Here is a 19005-nt window from a genome sequence, read left to right as displayed (position 1 = left end):
GCGGGGCCGGCCGGCCGGCGGGGGGAGGGGCCGGATAGCCCGGCCCGGGGGGCGGCGCCTGCGGGGGGCGGCCGGGAGGCGGCGCCTGGGAGGGATAGCCCCGGGGCGGCGGCTGCGGGTACCCGTGGCGGGGCGGGGCCGGAGGCGGCGCCGGGGCTCCGGCGGGGGGCGGCAGGGGGATCGGGGGGCCGGCCGGGGGCGGGGGCGGCGAGGGCGGGTGACCTCCCCGCGGGGCCCAGCCGGGAGGCGGATGCGGATGCCCCTGAGGTTGAGGTGGCGGCGGAGGATAGTGCCCGTTGCCTGTCACGCTGTCTCCCCGTAAGCCCAAACGTCCGATATATCCGGCCAGATTGGTTCTTTAAGAAATTTGGGGCGTAAGCATACTGATTTATCACCCGTCACGGATGTAGTCGTATTCGGTTACGGTTCGAAATCACGCGAGGTGATCTCCGCAATGTGCCGTACCGGGCCGCTCGCCGTGTCCTAACTTCAGAGCCATGAATCTGCAGCAGCTCCGCTACGTGGTCGCGACGGCGGAGCACCGCACCATGACCGACGCGGCCAGGTCGCTGTACATCGCACAACCTGCGCTCTCCCGTGCGATCAGGGACCTGGAGCGAGAACTCGGGATGACGTTGTTCGCCCGCTCCGGGCGCGGCGTGGTCGTCACGGCGCAGGGGCGCCGGGTGGTCAAGCTCGCCCGGGAGGCGCTCGACGCCGTCCACGAGATCGAGGCTCTGTCGACCCACGGCCATTCGTCCGAGGCGGAGCTCCGCATCGCCTCGACCCCCAGCCTCGAGCCGGGGTTGGCCGGGCGCATCCTTCCCTCGTATACCGCCGAACATCCGGGGGTGCGTGTGCACATCGTCCGTTGCGACGGGCGGGACGGCGTGGTGAACGCCATCAGGAGCCAGCGGGCCGACCTCGGCCTCACGGATCTGCCCGTCCCCGCCGACCTGATCAGCCATCCGCTGGAGCGGCAGGAGATCGTCCTGATCTCCCCGCCCGGCCTCGACCTGCCCGACCCGGTGCCGATGAGCAGGCTCAACGGCATGCGGCTGGTGCTGCCGGCCGGCGGCAGCGCCCGGCGCAGGGAGCTCGACTCGTTGTTCGCCAAGTACGGCGTCGCCCCCGTGGCGGCCCTGGAGGCGGAAGAGCGCGGCAACTGGCTCGGGCCGGTCCGCGCGGGCCTGGCCTCCCTGCTCTGGTACCGCGGGATGGCCGACCAGGCCGTCCGGGCCGGACTGGTGGTCCGGCCGCTCGATCCCTCGATCCGTCGGGTGATCGCGATCGTGCACGCGCGACGGCGGTTGCCCGCCGCCGCCCAGGAGTTCCTGACCGCGGCCGAAGGTGGGTCGGCCGCCTAGCAGCAGGACCGCAGCCGGAAGTGGGCCGGCCGCGCGGACCGTGCCGGGGCCGTGGTGGGCGGGCCGTACGGGACAGTCCGAAATCCCATGAGAACCCCAGAGGCGGCGCAGGTGGGAGCGCCGTCCTCTCCGACACCGGGCGATAGGCTCGGTCTCGATGACTATCTTGCGCCTGCGAGGCCGTGAGTTCCGGCCCGGCGAGTTCGCGATCATGGCGGTGGTCAACCGCACCCCCGACTCGTTCTTCGACAGGGGGAGGACCTACGGATTCTCCGCCGCCCTGGAGGCGGTGGACGGGGCCGTCGAGGGCGGCGCGGACATCGTGGACATCGGCGGCGTCAAGGCCGGCCCCGGGGACGAGGTGGACCCGGCCGAGGAGATCCGCAGGGTGGCGGGCCTGGTGGCGGCGGTCCGCGAACGCCATCCCGATCTGATCATCAGTGTCGACACCTGGCGCGCCGAGGTGGGGAAGGTCGTCGCCGAGGCGGGCGCCGACCTGCTCAACGACACCTGGGGCGGGGTCGACCCGGATCTGGCGCGGGTCGCCGCCGAGCACCGCGTGGGCCTGGTGTGCGCGCACGCGGGACGGGCCGTCCCGCGGACCCGGCCGCACCGCGTCGCCTACGCCGACGTGGTGGCCGACGTGATCGGCTACACCGTGGACCTGGCCGGGCGGGCGGCGGCCGCCGGGGTCCCCCGCGAGTCGATCCTCATCGACCCGGCCCACGACTTCGGCAAGAACACCTACCACTCCCTGGAGGTCAGCCGCCGCCTCGGGGAGATGACCGCCACCGGCTGGCCGGTGCTCGTCGCGGTCTCCAACAAGGATTTCGTCGGCGAGACCCTGGGCGGCCTTCCCGTCGACGAGCGGCACGCGGGTACCATGGCCACTCTCGCCGTCTCCGCCTGGCAGGGCGCCCGCGTCTTCCGCGTGCACGACGCGGCCTCGGCCCGCGCGGCGCTCGGCGCCGTCACCCGCATGCGGCGCGGTGAACACTCCGAGGAGAGAACGACCGTTGGCTGATACGAGAAACGACCCGGTCGTGGTGATCGGGCTCGGCCGGTTCGGCAGCTCGCTCGCCACGGAGCTGGTCCGCCGCGGCACCGAGGTGCTCGCCATCGACAGCCGGCCGAAGGTGGTCCAGAGCATGTCGGGCAAGCTCACCCACGTGGTCGCCGCCGACTCCACGGACCTGGAGGCGCTGCGCCAGCTCGGCGTCCCGGACTTCTACCGGGCCGTGGTCGCCATCGGCACCGACATCGAGTCCAGCATCCTGACCACCTCCCTGCTGGTGGAGCTGGCGATCGAGGACATCTGGGCCAAGGCGATCAGCCGCGACCACGGCCGCATCCTGGAGCGGGTCGGCGCCCACCACGTCATCCTGCCCGAGCACGACATGGGCGAGCGGGTGGCCCACCTGCTCAACGGGCGCATGCTCGACTACATGGAGGTCGACGAGAACTACGCGCTGGTCAAGACCCGGCCGCCGCGCGACTACGTCGGCGTCCCGCTCGGCGAGACGAACCTGCGCCGCAAGTACGGCGTCACGGTCGTCTGCGTCAAGGGGGAGCACGAGGAGTTCACCTACGCGGGCGCGGACACCGTCCTCGGCTACGGCGATGTGATCATCATCGCCGGGAAGATCGAAGACGTGGAGCGCTTCGCCGAACTGCCCTGAGCGGGGGCGGACCGCCCTGCACGGGACGCCCGGGAGGACCGGACCGCACGGGACGCCCGGGAGGACCGGGCCACCCCGGGGGAGCGGGTGACCCGGTCCGATGCCGCTATCGGGCCGTCACTGGGCGGTGATCCTCACATCGTCGAGCCCGGCCTCGACCAGGCTGGCGCCGGAGGCGTCGGCGGCGTCCACCACGATGCGCACGGTCTGGCCGGCGTGGCCGGAGATGTTCGCGGTGGCGGTCGCGTAGGCGGCGGCGCGGGTGGAGGCCGCGCCCCGCTGGTCCAGCACGGTCGTGGTGGTCGTGCCGACCACGCGGACGCGGATGTAGTCGGCGCTGCTGGCGTTGTTGAGGTGACCGAGGTACCAGGAGAACGACAGCGTGAGCGTGCCGCTCGCGGGAAGCGTGATCGTCGGTGACTGGGCGCTCGTCACGCCGCCGTCGATGTCGTTCGCGCCCACGCTCGCCCCGGCCGCGGCACCGGTGACCAGCGCGTTGCTCCCGCTGGGCGTGGCGCCCGGCTGCGTGACCGTGCCGCCGCTGGTCGTCTGGCCCGGGTCGCCGCGCTCGAAGAGGCCCGTGGTCGCGGTGTCGGCGCCGCCCGGGTTGACGGTCCAGCCGCGCGCGGCCTCGAAGTCGTCGGAGTAGACCACGGTCGGGTCGGGACCGCCGCCGCCCCCGCCGGTGAACAGCAGCCGGTTGGGGGAGCCGGTGCCGGGGTTGGTCACCACGCCGGTGGTGGCGGCGGTGACCATCGTGTCGCGGATCTGCGCCGGGGTGGCCGACGGGCTGGCGTTCAGCAGCAGCGCCGCGGCCCCGGCGACGTGCGGGGAGGCCATCGAGGTGCCGCTGATGGTGTTGGAGGCCGTGTCGCTGTTGTACCAGGCCGAGGTGATGCTCGATCCCGGGGCGAACAGGTCCAGGCAGGTGCCGTAGTTGGAGAAGGAGGAGCGCGCGTCGGTGTTGGTGGTCGCGCCCACGGTGATCGCCTCGGCGACCCGGGCCGGGGAGCGGTTGCAGGCGTTGGTGTTCTCGTTGCCCGCGGCCAGCGCGTAGACGACGCCGGAGTTGATGGAGTTGCGCACGGAGGTGTCCAGCGCGGTGCTCGCGCCGCCGCCCAGGCTCATGTTGGCCACGGCGGGCTTGACCGCGTTGGCGGTCACCCAGTCCACGCCCTCGATGATGATCGAGGTGGAGGTGGTGCTGCCGCAGCCGAACACCCGGACGCCGACGAGGGTGACGGCCTTGGCGACGCCGTACTGGCCGCCGCCGACCGTGCCGGCGACGTGGGTGCCGTGGCCGTTGCAGTCGGCCACGTCGTTGTCGTCGTCGTAGACGTCGCGGCCGTTCTGCGCCCGCCCGCCGAAGTCGGTGTGGCTGATCCGGATGCCGGTGTCGATGATGTAGGCGCGCACGCCCGAGCCGCTGTTCGGCGGGGTGTAGTTGCCGTCCAGCGGAAGGTTGCGCTGGTCGATCCGGTCCAGGCCCCAGGACGCCACGGCCTGCGCGACGCGCTGCCGCGAGGGCTGCCCGATCAGGCTGAACTCCTGGTCCTGCTCGACGTAGGCGACGTCGGAGCGGGCGGCGACGGCGCGGGCCTGCGCCTCGGTCGCCTTCATCGCGAAGCCGTTGAGGACCCGCTGGTAGACGGCGCTCACGGAGGCGCCCTCGGCGCCGGCGACGTCCTGGGCCTTGCGCTCCCGGTCGGCCCGGGTGAACTGGCCCTTGAGGACCACGATGTAGCTGTCGGCGACCGCGACCGGGCTGTCGGCGGCGGCGATCGCGCCCTCGGGCGCGGGGTCGGCGGCCGAGGGCTGGGCCGTCCCGAGGACGAGCGCCAGCGCCGCGGCGGTGATTCCGGTTAATCGGACGACGGAGGTAGTGCTCATGATGACGGTCCTCCTGGTGGGGGGTGACCCGGGGCCCTCGTGGGGCCGTCCGGGCGGAGGGTGAGCGCCCCTATGGTGAACCGCCGTCATGTTTACGGCAATATCGTGACAGGCGTAAATCTATTTGTTACATACTCTGTTCCGGACAGAGTCTCCGCCGCGCCAGTGCCATATGTGGCAAATGTCGTGAATGTCGAGAGCGTGCGGGGGGGCTCAGCTGTAGATCACCGAGAGGAAGCGGATCAGGACGGCCTCCCGCCGGTCCGCGGGCAGCGCGTCCAGCACCGCGTTGACGACCGCCATCTCCGGCTGCCCGGAACCGTTCAGGTCCACCCCGACCGAGGCCGCCAGCTCGCCGAAGGCCGCGTCGTCCAGAGCCTCCAGATCCAGTCCGGCCACCAGCTCCACCAGCCCCTCGGGCAGCCGCACCGGCCCGCGCTCCCGGGCCGCCGCGGCCGACTCGGCGATCACCTGGAGCATCGCCTCCACCCCGCGCAGGGTCACCCCGGTGACGGTGACGTGGATGTTGGCCGGGATGCCCGCGTAGGACAGCTGCGGCTGCAGGAACCAGCCCCGCCTCCTGGCCTCGTCCGAGAGCGTGAACACGTCGATCTCGTCGGAGGCGAAGGCCACCAGCGACGACTCCGGCGCGCCGAGCAGCCGCAGGCCCGGGACCGCGGCGACGCCCTCGCGCAGGCGGTGGGCCGCCGCCAGGGTGGCGCGGCCCAGCTCCAGGTACCCCTCGCGGCCCAGCGCCTGCAGGGTGGCCCACGCGCCGCCCAGCGGCCCGGCGGACTTCGAGCTCTGCACGGTCGCGTTGATCACCGTGTAGCCGGGCCACGACGCCGAGGCGAAGTAGGCCGCGCGGCGCAGCGCCGGGTCGGCGAAGAGCACCACCGAGGCGCCCTTGGGGGAGTAGCCGAACTTGTGCAGGTCGCAGGAGAGCGAGGTGACCCCCGGCACCGACAGGTCGAACGGCGGCACCTCGGCCCCGGCCTCGCGCAGCCAGGGCAGCAGCCACCCGCCCACGCACGCGTCCACGTGGCAGAGCACGCCGCGCGCGGCGGCGCTCCCGGCGATCCGCCCGACCGGGTCCACCACGCCCTGCGGGTAGGAGGGCGCCGAGACGACCACCAGCACCGTGTCATCGGTGATCGCGGCCTCCGTCGCCGCGGCGTCCGCCCGGAACGTCACCGGGTCCACCGGCGCCGCGTCCACCGCCACTCCCAGATAGTGCGCGGCCTTGTGGAAGGCCGGGTGCGCGGTGACCGGCACGACCATCCGGGGGCGGCCCGCAACCGGGCGGGAGTCGCGCGCCGCCTTCACCGCCAGCATGATCGACTCGGTGCCGCCGCTGGTGAAGATCCCGGTCCCGCCGCCGAGGAGGTCCGCGACCGCGCCGACCACCTGCCGCTCCATCTCCACCACGCTGGGGAACGCCGTCGGGTCGAGCGTGTTGACCTCCAGCATCTCGGCGTAGGCCCGCGCCGCCGCCTCGTGCACCTCCGGGCGGCCGGTGTCGTAGACGTACGCGGTCACCTTGCCGCCCCGCACGGGCAGGTCGGCCTCCTTCATCCGGGCGATCTCCGCCAGCAGCTCGCCGGTGTCACGACCCTTGTCAGGCAGGTTCATGGAACTCCTTCGGACGTACGGCTCCCGCGGGCCGCGGGGGGAGGGCGGGCCGGACGACGCGGCGCGGCCGGGCCAGTCAATCACCTCGGGACGCCCCCGGGACAGGCCGGCGGGCGGTTCGGCGCAGACCGCGTAGGCGTATGCGTAGCGGGCATCGGGCCGGGACACGGGCAGGCCTCAGGTCAGCGGGAGCCGCACCACCGCGCGCAGGCCCGGGGAGGCGTCCTCCAGATGGACCGCGCCGCCGTGCGCGTTGACCGTCTCGCGGACGATCGCCAGCCCCAGCCCGGCCCCGCCCTCGTCGCGGCTGCGCGCGCTGTCCAGCCGGGTGAACCGGTCGAAGACCCGCTCCCGGTCGGCCTCGGGGATGCCGGGCCCGTCGTCGGTGACGGTCAGCACGGCGTCCGCGCCCTCCGCCCGCAGCGCCACCACGACCGGGGACGCGGTGTGCCGCAGCGCGTTGTCGACCAGGTTGACCAGCACCCGCCCCAGGTCCAGCGCGTCCCCGGCCACCACGATCGCGCCGTCCGGGCCCGTCCCGTCGATCCTCACGCCGTTCCCGGCCGCCCGGGCGTCGTCGCCGATCCGGAGCACGACGGCCTTGCCGTACCGCTCGACGGTCTGCGCGGCCAGCTGGTCCAGCTCGACCGGCTCCCGGCGGGCGAGCGCGCCGCCGCGCTCGTCCAGGCGGGCCAGCGCGAGCAGGTCCTCGGCCAGGCGGGTCAGGCGCGTGGTGTCCTCCAGCACGCCCTCGGCGGTCTCCCGCCAGTCGTCCTGCCCGCCCGGGTGGCCGAGCGCCACCTCCAGCTGGAGCCTGATGCTGGCCAGCGGGCTGCGCAGCTCGTGCGCGGCGTCGGAGACCAGGGAGCGCTGGCGGGCGTCGGCCCGCTCCAGCCGGTCCAGCATGGCGTTGAGCGTGGTGGCCAGGCTGTGCACCTCGTCGCGCGACTCGGGGACCGGCAACCGGCGGGAGCGGGCGGTGCCGGTGATCTCCTCGGCCCCCCGGCGCAGCGCCGCGATGGGCCGCAGGGTCCGGCCGATGATCACCCAGCTGGTCGCGGCGAGCAGCGCCAGCAGCAGGGGCGTTCCGACGACGAGCACCTTCCCGGCGGTGGTGAGGCTCGTCTGGACCTCGCTGAAGGGCCGGGCCGCGATCACCGTCCTCCCGCCGTCCGCGCTGAGCACCCGCACGCGCAGCAGGTGCGGGATGCCGTACGGCCCGCCGTACAGGAAGTCCGCCTTCTTCGCCGTGACCGCCTTCGCCCGCTCCCCGGTGTTCAGCAGCGGCACCAGCCGGTCGGTCCCGGTGGTGGCGTGGGTGATGCGCCCGGCGGAGTCGAGCACCTGGATCAGGACGCCGTCCGGGGAGGTCAGCTCGGCCGGCAGCTGCCCGGCGTCGGACTGGGAGACGATCTCCCTGGCCCGCTGGTAGACCGACTCGTCGATCGTGGCGGTCAGCGCCCGGCCGAGCACGTCGATCATCACGTAGGCCGACAGGGCCAGCGCCACGCCCAGCACCGCCGAGGCGACCGCGGTCAGCCGGAAGCGCAGGCTCTTGCGCCGCCACCACCCGGCGGTACGGCGGGCGCCGGCGTCCCTCCGCCACCACCTGGCAGCGCGGCGCCCGGGAGCGCCCGTGTCCGTCCGCCGCCATCCGGGAGCACGGAGCCCGGGAGCGGGGCGCCCGTTCCCGGCGTCCGGTTCAGCCTCCATCGCCGGCCAGCCGGTATCCGGCGCCCCGCACCGTCTGCAGCGCGGTCCGGGAGAACGGCACGTCGATCTTGCGGCGCAGGTAGCCGACGTATACCTCCACCACGTTGGGATCGGTGTCGAAGGTGTCCCAGACGTGCTCCAGGATCTCGCTCTTGGACACCACCTCGTCGTGGCGGCGCATCAGATACTCCAGCAGCGCGAACTCCCGGGGGGTCAGCTCCACCGGCGTGTCGCCCCTGGCGACCTTCCGCCGGGCCGGGTCCAGGGACAGGTCCCCGGCCCGCAGCACGGCCGGACGCCGGTTCGCGCCGCGTCGCAGCAGCGCCCGGAGCCGGGCCACCAGCACCACGTAGGAGAACGGCTTGGTGAGGTAGTCGTCGGCGCCCAGATCGAGCCCGTCGGCCATGTCGTACTCGCCGTCCTTGGCCGACAACATCAGGATCGGCACCCAGTTCTCCTCGGCGCGCAGCTGCTTGCACACGTTGTAGCCGGAGAGCCTGGGCAGCATGATGTCCAGCACGACCACGTCGTAGTCGCCCTGCCTGGCCAGGTGCAGGCCCTCCTCGCCGTCGTGCGCGAGGTCCACGGCGAACCCCTCGGCCTGCAGCCCGCGCTGAAGCGCCGCGGCCATCCGCCGTTCGTCCTCCACGACGAGAACCCGCATCCCGCCCCCCTTTCCGATCACCCCATCTTCGGGCAGCCCGGCTGAGAACCGGCTGAGAAGTCTGTGGGCCCTCTCAGTCTGTCTCAGCTCCGGCACAGGACCGCTCACGCAGGCTGCTGGAGGAAGGGATTGACGGCATACCGTTAAGGAGTGACATGCCACAGGAAGCACAGCAGCGAACGCGGCGGACGGCGCGCGGGAGCCGCGCCGTGAGGTGGGGCGTGCCGGTCGCCGCGGTGGCGGTGGTGGCCGGGGCGATCGGAGCCGGGCCCGTCATCGCCGCGGTCCAGGGCGACCCGGTGCTGCCCGAGCGCACCGCCGGGCAACTGCTCGCCGACGCGCTCAAGGCCGCCGAGTCCGGTCCGCGGCCCATGTCGGGCACGGTCCTGCAGACGGCCTCCCTCGGCGTTCCGGGACTGCCGCAGGTGTCGGGGATGGGCGGCACCTCGCCCGCCACCCTGCTCACCGGCTCCCACGAGCTGAAGGTCTGGTACGGCGGCGAGACCAAGTTCCGCCTCGCGCTGCCCGGCCGGATGAGCGAGACCGACCTGATCGTCAACGGTGACCAGGCGTGGCTGTGGGAGAGCGACTCCAGCACGGCCACCCGCATCAAGGGCAGCGTGAAGACGGAGGACGCGCCCGATCACCCCGAGGCCCTGCCCACGGCGACCACGCCGCAGCAGATCGCCGAGGAGGTGCTCCGGCAGGCCGACGCCGACACCGCCGTCGGGGTGTCGTCCAGCGAGAAGGTCGCCGGACGCGACGCCTACCAGCTCACCCTCGCCCCCAAGGACGCCTCGTCCCTGGTCAAGGAGGTCAAGCTGGCGCTCGACGGGGAGACCTTCGTCCCGCTCCGGGTCCAGGTCTACGCCAAGAGCGCGGCGGAGCCCGCCTTCGAGGTCGGCTTCACCTCGGTGAGCTTCACCCCGCCCGCCGCGGAGAACTTCACCTTCACCCCGCCGGCCGGCGCCACGGTGAAGGAGCAGTCGCTGGACGAGCTCGCCAAGGACGCGAAGGCCGGCATGGAGGCCCGGCAGGAGGAGAACGCGGAACTCGCGGACGGCATGCGGACCGTCGGCAAGGGCTGGACCACGGTCGCGGTGATCCCCTTCTCCGAGGAGGACCTCAAGGCCCAGACTCAGGGCCAGGGCCAGGGCCAGGGCCAGGGGCAGGACGGCCAGGAGGCCCGGCCCGGCGAGACCACCGCGCTGGCCGACGCGCTGCTGGAGTCCGCCGCACCGGTCAGCGGGCCGTGGGGCAGCGGAAAGGTCATCCGGACCAAGCTGGTCTCCGCCCTGCTGACCGATGACGGGCGCCTGCTCGTCGGCGCGGTCACCCCGGAGAAGCTGGTCGAGGTGGCCGGACGGTGATGACGGGAGCCGGAGACCACTCGATCGTCACCCGCGGGCTGACCAAGCGGTTCCGCGGCGGCCAGGTGGCTGTGGACGATCTCCATCTGTCCGTGCCGCGCGGGTCGGTCTTCGGCTTCCTCGGTCCGAACGGCTCGGGGAAGACCACGACGATCCGCATGCTGCTCGGCCTCGTCACCCCGACCGGGGGCGCCTGGGAGCTGCTCGGCACGCCGATGCCCGGCGGGATCCCGGCCGCGCTGCCCCGGGTGGGCGCGCTGGTCGAGGGGCCGGCGTTCTACCCCTACCTGTCGGGCGAGGCGAACCTGCGCCGCTACGACGCCGTCGACCCGGCGGCCGACCCGCGAACCGCCGCCCGGCGGATCGCGCTCGCCCTGGAACGGGTCGGGCTGTCCGCGGCGGCCCGCAAACGGTACCGGGCCTACTCGCTGGGCATGCGCCAGCGGCTGGCCATCGCCGCCGCGCTGCTCGGCCCGAGGGAACTGCTGGTCCTCGACGAGCCGACCAACGGCCTGGACCCGCAGGGCACCCGCGAGGTGCGGGCGCTGGTGAAGGAGATCGCCGCCGACGGCACGACCGTGTTCGTCTCCTCCCACCTGCTCGCCGAGGTGGAGCAGATGTGCACGCACGTCGGCGTCATGCGGACCGGGCGCCTGGTCGCCCAGGGGTCCCTGGACGAGCTGCGGGAGCTGAGCTCGGGGGAGGCGGCCGTGGTCCGGGTGGAGACCCCGGACACCGCCGAGGCGGCGTCCGTGCTGGCCGGGCTCGGGCTGACCGGGGTCCTGACCGGGGATGGAGAGGTCACCGCCGAGCTGGGCGCGGAGGCGCCCGAGCGGGTCACCGCCGCGCTGGTGGCCGCGGGCGTCGCCGTACGCGGCCTGGCCGTGCGGCGGCCGAGCCTGGAGGACGTGTTTGTGGGCCTGACCGGGGAGGGTTTCGATGTCGACGGTTGACGGGACGGGAGTCGCGACGGAGATGGGACCCGCTCGTGTATCGGAGCCGGTTCCCACCGGGACGGGGGTCGTGACCGAGGCGGGACCCGCTCATGTATCGCAGTCGGATTCCACCGGGACGGGAGCCGTAAGGGAGACGGGATCCGCCCGCGTGGCGGAGCCGGTCTCCGCCGGAACCGGAAGCGGAGTCGAGGCCGGGTCCGCCCGCGTGCCGGGGGCTCCCGCCGCGGAGAGGCGACCGGTGATCCCCGCCGGGGCGGGGGAGCGGACGCCCGCCTCCCGCCCGCCGGGGGCGGCGCGCGCCTGGCTGCGGATGCTCGGCTCGGAGGCCGGGCTGACCTTCCGGCGGCCGCGCAACGTCGCCGTGCTGGCCGTGCTCGGGCTCATCCCGGTGCTGATCGGCGTCGTGATGCGGTTGTTCGCCGAGCCGCTCACGGCCGGGGGCGCCGACGGGCCGGGGAACGGCGGGGCGATCTTCGCTCAGATCACCGGGAACGGCCTCTTCCTCACCTTCGCCGCGCTGTCCGTGCTGGTCCAGCTCATGCTCCCGGTGGCCGTCGCGGTGGTGGCCGGTGACGCGATCGCCGGTGAGGCGGGCGCCGGCACGCTGCGCTACCTGCTCACCGCCCCGGCGGGCCGGACACGCCTGCTGGCCGTCAAGTACGGCAACGCGGTCCTGTTCTGCCTGGCGGCCGTCAGCGTGATCGCGGTGTCGTCGCTGGTGGTCGGCCTGGCGCTGTTCCCGATCGGGCCGATCACCCTGCTGTCGGGGACGACGATCCCCTTCATGGAGGGGCTGCTCAGGATCGGCCTGGTCGTGCTCTACGTCACGGCGGGCATGGCCGCGCTGGCCGCGGTCGCCCTGGCCCTGTCCACCCTGACCGAGGTGGCGATCGGCGCGATCGCCACGACGGTGGTGGCGGTCATCGTCGTCCAGGTCCTCTCCGTGATCCCGCAGCTGTCCTGGCTCCACCCGTACCTGCTGACGCAGTGGTGGAACGGGTTCGACGGCGTCCTGCGCGACCCGGTCGCGACCGAGGAGATGGGCCAGGGCCTGCTCGTCTTCGCCGCCTACACGGCGATCTTCGGCTCGATCGCCTGGGCCCGCTTCGGCGGTAAGGACATCACCTCCTGAAAAGTCCGGAGAGCCGCCCCGGCGGCCCCGCGGAACGCCCGCCGCGGGGCCGCCGCCGTCGCCGCGGAACGCCGCCGCGGGGCCATCGCCGTCACCGCGGGCGAACTCCGCCGGCCGGACGCCGGCCCGGCCGGCGGAGCGCTCAGGGCGGCGGAGCGGTCAGGGCGGCGGAGCGGTCAGGGCGGCGGAGCGGTCAGGGCGGCGGAGCGGTCAGGGCGCCTGGCCGCGGTCGCGGAGCCATGCGGCGGTCAGCTGCCGGTAGGCCTGCCGGCCGATGCTGCCCGCCGGTCCGTCGAAGACATGTCCGGCGTGGGGCACGCGGACGAGCTCGACGTCCACCCCTCGGGCGCGGGCCTGTTCGGCGAAGCGGTAGGCGCCCTCGGGCGGGACGAGGCGGTCGGCCTCACCCACGATCACGAGGGTGGCCGGCGCCGCGCCGCTGAGGTGCGAGAAAGCGGAGACGGCGGCGTATCGCTGCGGAAACTCCCGCGGCGAGCCGCCGGTATACGCCTCGGCCATCCTGCGGGCGGCCTCGCCGGAGGCCGGGTCGTCGTTGCGGTGGAAGCCCGCCGGGTCCAGGACCGGGTACAGGACGGACACCGCGGCGACGGCCGGGACCGGGCCGGCGCAGGAGGCGCGCAGCGTCTTGTTCCCGGCCATGTAGGCGGTGTTGACGGCGAGGTTGCCGCCGGCGGAGTCGCCGGTCAGGGACAGCCTGGCCGCGTCACCGCCGTACCGGTGGGCGTTGCGCGCCACCCAGGCGAGCGCGCACCCGATCTGACCGTGGACGACGTCCCACAGATGCCGGTCCTCGGCGGACAGCCCGTAGTCGAGGCTGATCGTCAGCCAGCCCCGGTCGGCGAACCAGCGCATGTCGTCGCTGCGGTCAGCGCGCGAGCCGGCGACCCAGCCGCCGCCGTGGACGTAGAGCAGGACGGGCGCGCGCGAGGCGGTCGTCGAACCGGCCGGCCGGTAGACGCTCAGCTTCAGCGGCCGGCCCTGATAGGTGCTGTAGGCGGCCTCGGCGTCCGGCGCGGACGGCGTCGCCGATCCGCCGCCGACGACGTGGACGAGGCTCTGGACGAGGCTGATGTCGGCGCCCGCGCGCTCGACCGCGGCCGTCATGCGAGCGGTGATCACCGAGGCGCCGGTCGCGGTCAGCACGGCCAGGCCGAGCACGGCGGCGGTGAGGCGGCTGCGGCGCCGGAGCCACAGGCACAGCGCCAGGGAGCCTCCGGCCGACAGCGCGACCACGAACCGGCGCGCGGACGAGACGGGCGCCCCAGCCAGGTCGAGGTAGGGCACCTCATGGAGGAAGGCGCCGAGCACGGCGAGCGCGCAGAGCCCGACCGACGACGTCGCGGCGGCGAGGAGCACCGCCGACAGGACGCGTCCGCGCAGGTGGGCGTGGAGCGGCAGGAGGTGTCCGTGCCGGGAGGCGAGGGATGACGAGAAGCGTCTACGCCGGGAGACGAGGGACGACAGGACACGTCTGCGCCGGGAGGCGAGGGATGACGAGAAGCGTCCGCGCCGGGAGGCGGGGGCCGGCCGGGTGCCGGCCGGGCGGCCGGTGGGCCCACTCACCACGTCGGGCCCTCCTCTCCGGGCCGGATCTCCGGTGCCCCCGTAGACGGTCAGCGTAATGCCTCACCGTCGCCCCGGCCGTCCCCGATGCTCAGGGCCGGCCGGGGGCGGCGCGGCCTCGCGGCCTCACAACCGGAGGGCCGGTCGGGGCCTCGTGGCCTCACGCCTGGAGGGCCGGATCACCCGCCCTCACGCCTGGAGGGCCGGATCACCCGCCCTCAGGCCGGGGCGGCCGGGTTGTCGTCCGCGGCCGGGCCGGGCTGGGCCGTACGGCTCCCGCGGCGCAGGCCGATCACGCCGACCACGGTGCCGGCCAGTCCGGCGAGCAGACCTCCGGCGCCCAGCAGCCGGGCGGTGCCGTCCGAGGACGCCGTCCCGGAGTGCGCGACCGGCGTCACCGACGGCGCGTCCTGCGCGGCGGCCGGGGCGGGGGAGGCGGACGAGTGGCCGCCGCCGTGACCGCTCTCGGCGGAGGCGGGCGTCAGCTTCAGGACCGGGGCCGGGCGCTCCGGCTCGGAGCCGTCGGCGGCCGGCTCGTCGTCCCACTTGACCACCTCGCCGCCGGTGTAGGTCTGGGTGGCGGGGAAGACGAGGTGGTCGGTGTCCTCGGGCAGCATGCCCATCGACACCTCGAACTCCTGGAACTGGCCGGGCCCGATCTCCCCGCCGGACCAGGTGATCTTCGTGACGGCCTCGGTGAGCTCGCCGTATTCCGTGGTGACGGGCTTGTCGAGCTTGCTCTCCGTCACCTCGACCTCCCAGCCGGGCACCGGCTTGACCGAGACGAACGCCAGCGGGTGGTCGGTGGGGAGGAAGACCTCCAGCTTGTTCGTCGAGGCGTCGTCGCGCTCGTTCGGCACCCGGAAGGCGACCTTGGTGAAGCCGCCCTGCTCGGCGCTGCCGGGGTTGACGGTGACGTGGGCGAGGGCGGGCGAGGCCAGGCCGAGGACGAGGGCGGCGGCGCCCGCGGCGACGACGCCGGCGCGGCGGAACGGCGCGGGGAGGGACGAGAGGGAAGACACGGGGGACGGGGACATGCGAGTTTCTCCACTTCAAGGCAGGTGAGGTCGACCGGGAACGCGCGGGCGCCGGTGGTCGCGGCGGGGCGGCTCCGGTGAGGTGACGGCGTCAGACGGCGGGGAGTGGAGGACCGCGCCGGCTGACGGTGTGGAGGAGAAGGCGCCGGGCGGGGACGGCCGCGGCGCGGGGCGGGGGAACCGGCCGCACGGCCGGGGGCGCCGCGGGGGCCGCCAGGAGCCGGAAGGACGCGCCGAGACGGTTGCCGGCCGTGCGCAGCAGCGCCCACAGCGCGCTCTCGCCCCGGGCCAGCCACCAGCCGGTGATCAGCGTGGCGGTGAGGTGGGCCAGGATCATTCCCAGGCTCTCGCCGAGTCCCTGCCCGTGGCCGTGCGGGAGGATCGCGGACGGGCCGCCGAGGGCGAACAGCTCGTGCAGGAGCAGCTGGAGGCAGGCGAGGGTGACGTTGACGGCCGTGGCCGAACGTTCACGCCCGGCGAGCGCCGTCGCCGTGATCGCGACCGCCGCCGTTCCCGCGGCCACCGCCCACGGCTCCGGCCCCGGACCGCCCGCGGCCCGGTGGCCGAGGACGGCGAGCGCCACGCAGACGGCCGAGAAGGCGGCCGAGCGCAGGAGACGGAACGGGAGACGGGCACGCATGACGCCGCCCATCGTCTCACGAGTCCCGCCCGGCGGATTCCCTCTCCCGTGCTCCACCTGCCGCGCCCGCCCACCCCGGAGGGAACGGCGGCCCGGCGGGACGCCCGGCCGGCCGGACTCCCGGCGGAACGGCGGGGCGCCGCCGGTGTTCCGGGCGAAGGCGTTCAGGCGACCGGCGGCTGCGGGGTCAGGCCCATGACCCGGCCGATGGCGCGCAGGACGCCGTGCTCGTTGTTGGAGGCGGCGAGGTAGCGGGCCCGTGCGATCACCTCCGGGTGGGCGTTGGCCATCGCGAAGGACCACTCGGCGGCGTCGAGCATCTCCAGGTCGTTGAGGTAGTCGCCGAAGACCATGGTCTGCGCGGGCGTGACGCCCAGCTCCTCCTGGAGCCGCCGCACGGCCGCGCCCTTGCCGGTGCCGGCGTGCATGACGTCCACCCAATGCTCGCCGGAGACCACCACCTGGTGGGTCGCGGCGAACGGCCGCAGCGCCGGGGCCGTGCTGTGCTCGGCCGTGCCGAAGTCGAACAGCGCGATCTTGATGATCTCGTCGTCGACGGCGGCGAGGTCGTCCACCGGAGTGAGGAGGGCGTAGTACTTGACGGCCTCGGCCAGGAAGGCCGGGTCGGTGCGCTCCACGTAGGCGGTGCGTTTGCCGCAGACGACGGCGCCGACGTCCACTCCGCCCGCGGCGAGGTCGCGCGCGGCCGCCACGACGTCGCGGACGAACGGCGGCTCCAGCAGGTCGGAGCTGATCTCCCGGCCGTCCCGGACGACGAAGGCGCCGTTCTCCGCGATGAAGACCGTCCCGTCGAGGACGTCCTTGAACTGCACGGCCAGCGAGGCGTACTGCCGGCCGCTGGCGGGGCAGAACAGCACGCCGCGATCGCGCAGCCGGTCCAGCAGGGGCCACAGGTCCGGGGGGATCCGCCCGTCGTCGTCGAGGAGCGTGCCGTCCATGTCGGTGACGATCAGCCGGATGTCGGCCGGCATGTCCGTCCGGTCGGCGGTCAGGGGCCGGGCGGGCGCGGTGCCGTGGTGCATCAGAGGGGTTCCCCCAGGGGTGGTGACGGGTCTCCGCATGCTACTTGCGGCGGCTCCCCGCGTCGCACGCGGGTTTCCCCGGACCTTCCGCCACGCGGCGCCGCCCGCGACTCCGGCGGCCCCTCCCCGGAGGGGTGATCGGCCGCGCCCTCACACCGGCGACCGGACGGGGGAGCGTTCATCCGGCCGGGGGGTAGCCGTCGTAGTCGTGCCAGCCGGTCGGCTGGGTCATCAGCTGCCGCCAGGTCGGCCAGTCCCGGCCGGTGCGCTGGCGGAGGAACTCGCCGGGCATGGTGTACGGCGGGGCCTTGTGCGGCTTGGCGAGCGCCTGTCGGGCGATCGAGTCGAACAGCACGGCCGCGGCGTGCAGGCGGGGCAGCGCCGCGTGGACGCGGTCGGCGTACCCGGCCGGGAGGGTGTACGGCCCGTCGGCGCCGAGGTCGAACCCGGCCCCGGCCGTCACCAGGGCGATCTCGGGCCGCTTGCGCAGGGCGACCTCATGGAACAGGTGCAGGGCTATCGCATCCCACACGACCTCGACTCTCTCCGGGGACACCCCCTGTTCGCCGAGGAAACGGGCGGCGAGGTCGGCGCCGTCGACGTCGAAGCGATTCTCGCCGTCGCCCGGGTCGCTGAGTCCGGCGTCGTGCAGGACGCAGCCCAGGAACAGCAGCTCGTCGTCGTAGTCGAGATCGGGCCGCAGGCCCTGCTGCTCACCGATGCACCGGCCGAACAGGTAGGTGCGCATGCTGTGGTTGAAGATCGCCGGATCCTCGATGTCCCGGGCGAAGCGCATGGCGCTCAGGGCGAGGTCGGTGCGGGGGAAAGGCAGGTCGGGGTAGGCGTCCATCAGATGTCCTTCCGGTCGGTGCGGGATGAGGGCCGGGATCGCAGCCGGCGGAGAGCGAGGAGCCCGCCGACGCCCGGCAGGAGAGCGCGCCGGCGCACGCCGGTGGCGGCCCGCGCCGTCGACGCGGCCGCGACGACGGTCACGTAGGCGAGTCCGTGCAGCGGGCCGGCGGCGCTCGTGACCGCCTCGGCGTGGACCGTGAGCAGGTTGGCGAGCAGGACGGCGATGGAGACGGCCTCGGCGGCGGCCGCGATCCGCAGGACGCGAAGCGCGGTCACGCCGCCGACCCCGGCCGGACGATCATGAGGACCACGACGGTCGCCCACACCAGGTTGTAGACGCCGGCGAGCATGCTCAGCGTCCGCAGCGCCCGGCCGTCGCCCGGGGCGGCGAGCGCCCGCCTCTGGCGCGGGTGGATCTGCGTGGCCAGCAGCAGGCCCGCGAGAGCGGTGAGGACCATCGACACGGTGATCCAGATCTCTCCCATCCGATCCTGCGCGACGGCCAGGGCGATCCCGGCGGCCGGGACGATGAGGCCGGCCGCCGCGTAACCGCCGGTGATGCGGTGCAGGGCGGCGGCCACGGACGCGCTCCGCTCACCCGTGCCGGTTTCCGGGGCGAGGGGCGCGTATCGGGGGAACAGGCTGGTCGCGACGGCCGAGCCGCCGACGAAGACGATGGCGGCGAGCACGTGCACCGACAGCAGGGCATGGTCCATGGGATCTCCTCAACCTTCAGGGTGCCTGAAGCGTAATGGAAGCTTCAGGCGCCCTGAAAGCCGGGTGCGGAGATCTGCCGGAACCTCAGCTCCTCAGGCCCCGCGGCTCCGCCGCGAACCCCGGGCCATGCGGCTCCGCGATGAAGTGTTGTGCGGCTCCGCGATGGACCGTCACGTGGCTCCGCGACGGGAAGCCGGGCGTCCTCATGCGGCTCCGCGACGGAGTGTCACGTGGTTCCATGAGGGGAAGCCGGGCGGTCCTCGGTGTGGAACGTCATGCGTCTTCACGCGTCCTCGTCGTGGAAGGCGGTCCGCAGGGCCCGGCCCACGCGCTGGCGGATCGGGTCCGCCTGCGGGCCGAAGAGCCGGTCGTCGACCTGCGCGATCGCCTTCCCGGCCGCCTCCAGCAGACGGGCCCCCTCGGGGGTCACCTCGATCGCCGACGCCGCCCCGGCCCGTGCGGTGCGGTCCCGCACGAGCCCGGCCTTCGCCAGCGTCTTCACCGCGGAGTGCACGGTCTGGACGGTGATGCCCGACATGCGTGCCAGGTCGCTGAAGGAGGCCCCGGGCACGCCGGCGATGTGACCGAGCAGCCCCAGCCTGCTGACGGTGAGGTCAAGCGGCGCGAGCGCGGCGTTCAGCTCGGTCTCGACCTGCCGCGCCAGGGTCAGCACGATGATGGAGGTGCTCCACGCGGGAGGGGCGTTGTCGATGGTCACCGCCCCAGTCT

18 protein-coding genes are annotated in these 19005 nt (G+C 73.9%); 6 read left to right on the top strand and 12 right to left on the bottom strand.

Features of this window, described 5'->3' with window-relative positions; all coding sequences use genetic code 11:
* The first annotated feature begins 497 nt into the window (after positions 1-497).
* The 3 genes from Plo01_RS00390 to Plo01_RS00380 all read left to right on the top strand — a co-directional run bounded on the left by Plo01_RS00390 (position 498) and on the right by Plo01_RS00380 (position 3046).
* Positions 498-1367, top strand: a complete 870-nt coding sequence (locus tag Plo01_RS00390; protein ID WP_203888404.1) for a LysR family transcriptional regulator — start codon at positions 498-500, stop codon at positions 1365-1367.
* A gap of 157 nt (positions 1368-1524) precedes the next feature.
* Positions 1525-2391, top strand: coding sequence for a dihydropteroate synthase (folP, locus tag Plo01_RS00385; RefSeq protein WP_203888403.1), 867 nt, complete (start codon positions 1525-1527; stop codon positions 2389-2391).
* Positions 2384-3046 (top strand): potassium channel family protein, encoded by a 663-nt coding sequence (locus tag Plo01_RS00380; RefSeq protein WP_203888402.1) that lies wholly within the window; start codon positions 2384-2386, stop codon positions 3044-3046. Before folP ends, Plo01_RS00380 begins: the two co-directional genes overlap by 8 nt.
* Before the next feature lie 117 nt (positions 3047-3163).
* Here the strand turns inward: Plo01_RS00380 and Plo01_RS40795 are convergent, their stop codons facing one another.
* The 4 genes from Plo01_RS40795 to Plo01_RS00360 all read right to left on the bottom strand — a co-directional run bounded on the left by Plo01_RS40795 (position 3164) and on the right by Plo01_RS00360 (position 8945).
* Positions 3164-4936 (bottom strand): S8 family peptidase, encoded by a 1773-nt coding sequence (locus Plo01_RS40795; RefSeq protein WP_203888401.1) that lies wholly within the window; start codon positions 4934-4936, stop codon positions 3164-3166.
* A 213-nt stretch (positions 4937-5149) separates the two neighbouring features.
* On the bottom strand, positions 5150-6568 hold the full coding sequence (locus Plo01_RS00370; protein WP_203888400.1) for a pyridoxal phosphate-dependent decarboxylase family protein: 1419 nt from the start codon (positions 6566-6568) through the stop codon (positions 5150-5152).
* Positions 6569-6745: 177 nt separating this feature from the next.
* Positions 6746-8281 (bottom strand): sensor histidine kinase, encoded by a 1536-nt coding sequence (locus Plo01_RS00365; protein WP_203888399.1) that lies wholly within the window; start codon positions 8279-8281, stop codon positions 6746-6748.
* Positions 8271-8945, bottom strand: coding sequence for a response regulator transcription factor (locus Plo01_RS00360; protein ID WP_203888398.1), 675 nt, complete (start codon positions 8943-8945; stop codon positions 8271-8273). The genes Plo01_RS00365 and Plo01_RS00360 overlap by 11 nt, the downstream gene beginning before the upstream one ends.
* A 209-nt stretch (positions 8946-9154) precedes the next feature.
* On the opposite strand from Plo01_RS00360, the gene Plo01_RS00355 reads away from it, so the two are divergent.
* From Plo01_RS00355 to Plo01_RS00345, 3 genes are all read left to right on the top strand, one after another.
* Positions 9155-10315 carry a LolA family protein gene (locus Plo01_RS00355; RefSeq protein ID WP_239315711.1) on the top strand — a complete coding sequence of 387 codons (1161 nt, stop codon included), beginning with the start codon at positions 9155-9157 and terminating at the stop codon, positions 10313-10315.
* A complete protein-coding gene (locus Plo01_RS00350) occupies positions 10315-11268 on the top strand; it encodes an ABC transporter ATP-binding protein (RefSeq protein ID WP_203888396.1) in 954 nt (317 codons plus the stop codon). The genes Plo01_RS00355 and Plo01_RS00350 overlap by 1 nt, the downstream gene beginning before the upstream one ends.
* Positions 11269-11509: 241 nt before the next feature.
* Positions 11510-12403: a DUF2705 family protein gene (locus Plo01_RS00345; protein WP_239315710.1), complete on the top strand. Its 894-nt coding sequence runs from the start codon at positions 11510-11512 to the stop codon at positions 12401-12403.
* Positions 12404-12613: 210 nt separating this feature from the next.
* Here Plo01_RS00345 and Plo01_RS00340 read toward each other — a convergent pair whose 3' ends face one another.
* The 8 genes from Plo01_RS00340 to Plo01_RS00305 all read right to left on the bottom strand — a co-directional run bounded on the left by Plo01_RS00340 (position 12614) and on the right by Plo01_RS00305 (position 18994).
* Positions 12614-13987: an alpha/beta hydrolase gene (locus Plo01_RS00340; protein WP_203888395.1), complete on the bottom strand. Its 1374-nt coding sequence runs from the start codon at positions 13985-13987 to the stop codon at positions 12614-12616.
* 218 nt (positions 13988-14205) lie between these two features.
* Entirely contained in the window at positions 14206-15024 is an 819-nt protein-coding gene (locus Plo01_RS00335) for a YcnI family copper-binding membrane protein (protein ID WP_203888394.1), read from the bottom strand.
* A gap of 91 nt (positions 15025-15115) precedes the next feature.
* Positions 15116-15664, bottom strand: coding sequence for an MFS transporter (locus Plo01_RS00330; protein WP_239315709.1), 549 nt, complete (start codon positions 15662-15664; stop codon positions 15116-15118).
* Between the two features lie 164 nt (positions 15665-15828).
* Positions 15829-16707 (bottom strand): Cof-type HAD-IIB family hydrolase, encoded by an 879-nt coding sequence (locus tag Plo01_RS00325; protein ID WP_203888392.1) that lies wholly within the window; start codon positions 16705-16707, stop codon positions 15829-15831.
* A 178-nt stretch (positions 16708-16885) separates the two neighbouring features.
* Entirely contained in the window at positions 16886-17557 is a 672-nt protein-coding gene (locus tag Plo01_RS00320) for an HD domain-containing protein (protein WP_203888391.1), read from the bottom strand.
* Entirely contained in the window at positions 17557-17835 is a 279-nt protein-coding gene (locus tag Plo01_RS00315) for a DUF3817 domain-containing protein (RefSeq protein ID WP_203888390.1), read from the bottom strand. The genes Plo01_RS00320 and Plo01_RS00315 overlap by 1 nt, the downstream gene beginning before the upstream one ends.
* Positions 17832-18275 (bottom strand): hypothetical protein, encoded by a 444-nt coding sequence (locus Plo01_RS00310; RefSeq protein WP_203888389.1) that lies wholly within the window; start codon positions 18273-18275, stop codon positions 17832-17834. The genes Plo01_RS00315 and Plo01_RS00310 overlap by 4 nt, the downstream gene beginning before the upstream one ends.
* A 284-nt stretch (positions 18276-18559) precedes the next feature.
* Complete coding sequence (locus Plo01_RS00305; protein ID WP_203888388.1) at positions 18560-18994, bottom strand: MarR family winged helix-turn-helix transcriptional regulator; 435 nt, start codon at positions 18992-18994, stop codon at positions 18560-18562.
* Positions 18995-19005 lie beyond the last annotated feature (11 nt).

The organism is Planobispora longispora (assembly GCF_016863135.1).
Classification (GTDB): domain Bacteria; phylum Actinomycetota; class Actinomycetes; order Streptosporangiales; family Streptosporangiaceae; genus Planobispora; species Planobispora longispora.
Note: the sequence above shows the minus strand (reverse complement) of the source record. Positions and strands in the feature narration are given on the sequence as shown.

Excerpts from the sequence above, each read along its gene's own strand:
- Plo01_RS00390 (WP_203888404.1), top strand. The coding sequence starts at position 498 with ATGAATCTGCAGCAGCTCCGCTACGTGGTCGCGACGGCGGAGCACCGC.
- folP (WP_203888403.1), top strand. The coding sequence starts at position 1,525 with ATGACTATCTTGCGCCTGCGAGGCCGTGAGTTCCGGCCCGGCGAGTTC.
- Plo01_RS40795 (WP_203888401.1), bottom strand. The coding sequence starts at position 4,936 with ATGAGCACTACCTCCGTCGTCCGATTAACCGGAATCACCGCCGCGGCG.
- Plo01_RS00370 (WP_203888400.1), bottom strand. The coding sequence starts at position 6,568 with ATGAACCTGCCTGACAAGGGTCGTGACACCGGCGAGCTGCTGGCGGAG.
- Plo01_RS00365 (WP_203888399.1), bottom strand. The coding sequence starts at position 8,281 with ATGGAGGCTGAACCGGACGCCGGGAACGGGCGCCCCGCTCCCGGGCTC.
- Plo01_RS00360 (WP_203888398.1), bottom strand. The coding sequence starts at position 8,945 with ATGCGGGTTCTCGTCGTGGAGGACGAACGGCGGATGGCCGCGGCGCTT.
- Plo01_RS00350 (WP_203888396.1), top strand. The coding sequence starts at position 10,315 with ATGACGGGAGCCGGAGACCACTCGATCGTCACCCGCGGGCTGACCAAG.
- Plo01_RS00335 (WP_203888394.1), bottom strand. The coding sequence starts at position 15,024 with ATGTCCCCGTCCCCCGTGTCTTCCCTCTCGTCCCTCCCCGCGCCGTTC.
- Plo01_RS00330 (WP_239315709.1), bottom strand. The coding sequence starts at position 15,664 with ATGCGTGCCCGTCTCCCGTTCCGTCTCCTGCGCTCGGCCGCCTTCTCG.
- Plo01_RS00325 (WP_203888392.1), bottom strand. The coding sequence starts at position 16,707 with ATGCACCACGGCACCGCGCCCGCCCGGCCCCTGACCGCCGACCGGACG.
- Plo01_RS00320 (WP_203888391.1), bottom strand. The coding sequence starts at position 17,557 with ATGGACGCCTACCCCGACCTGCCTTTCCCCCGCACCGACCTCGCCCTG.
- Plo01_RS00310 (WP_203888389.1), bottom strand. The coding sequence starts at position 18,275 with ATGGACCATGCCCTGCTGTCGGTGCACGTGCTCGCCGCCATCGTCTTC.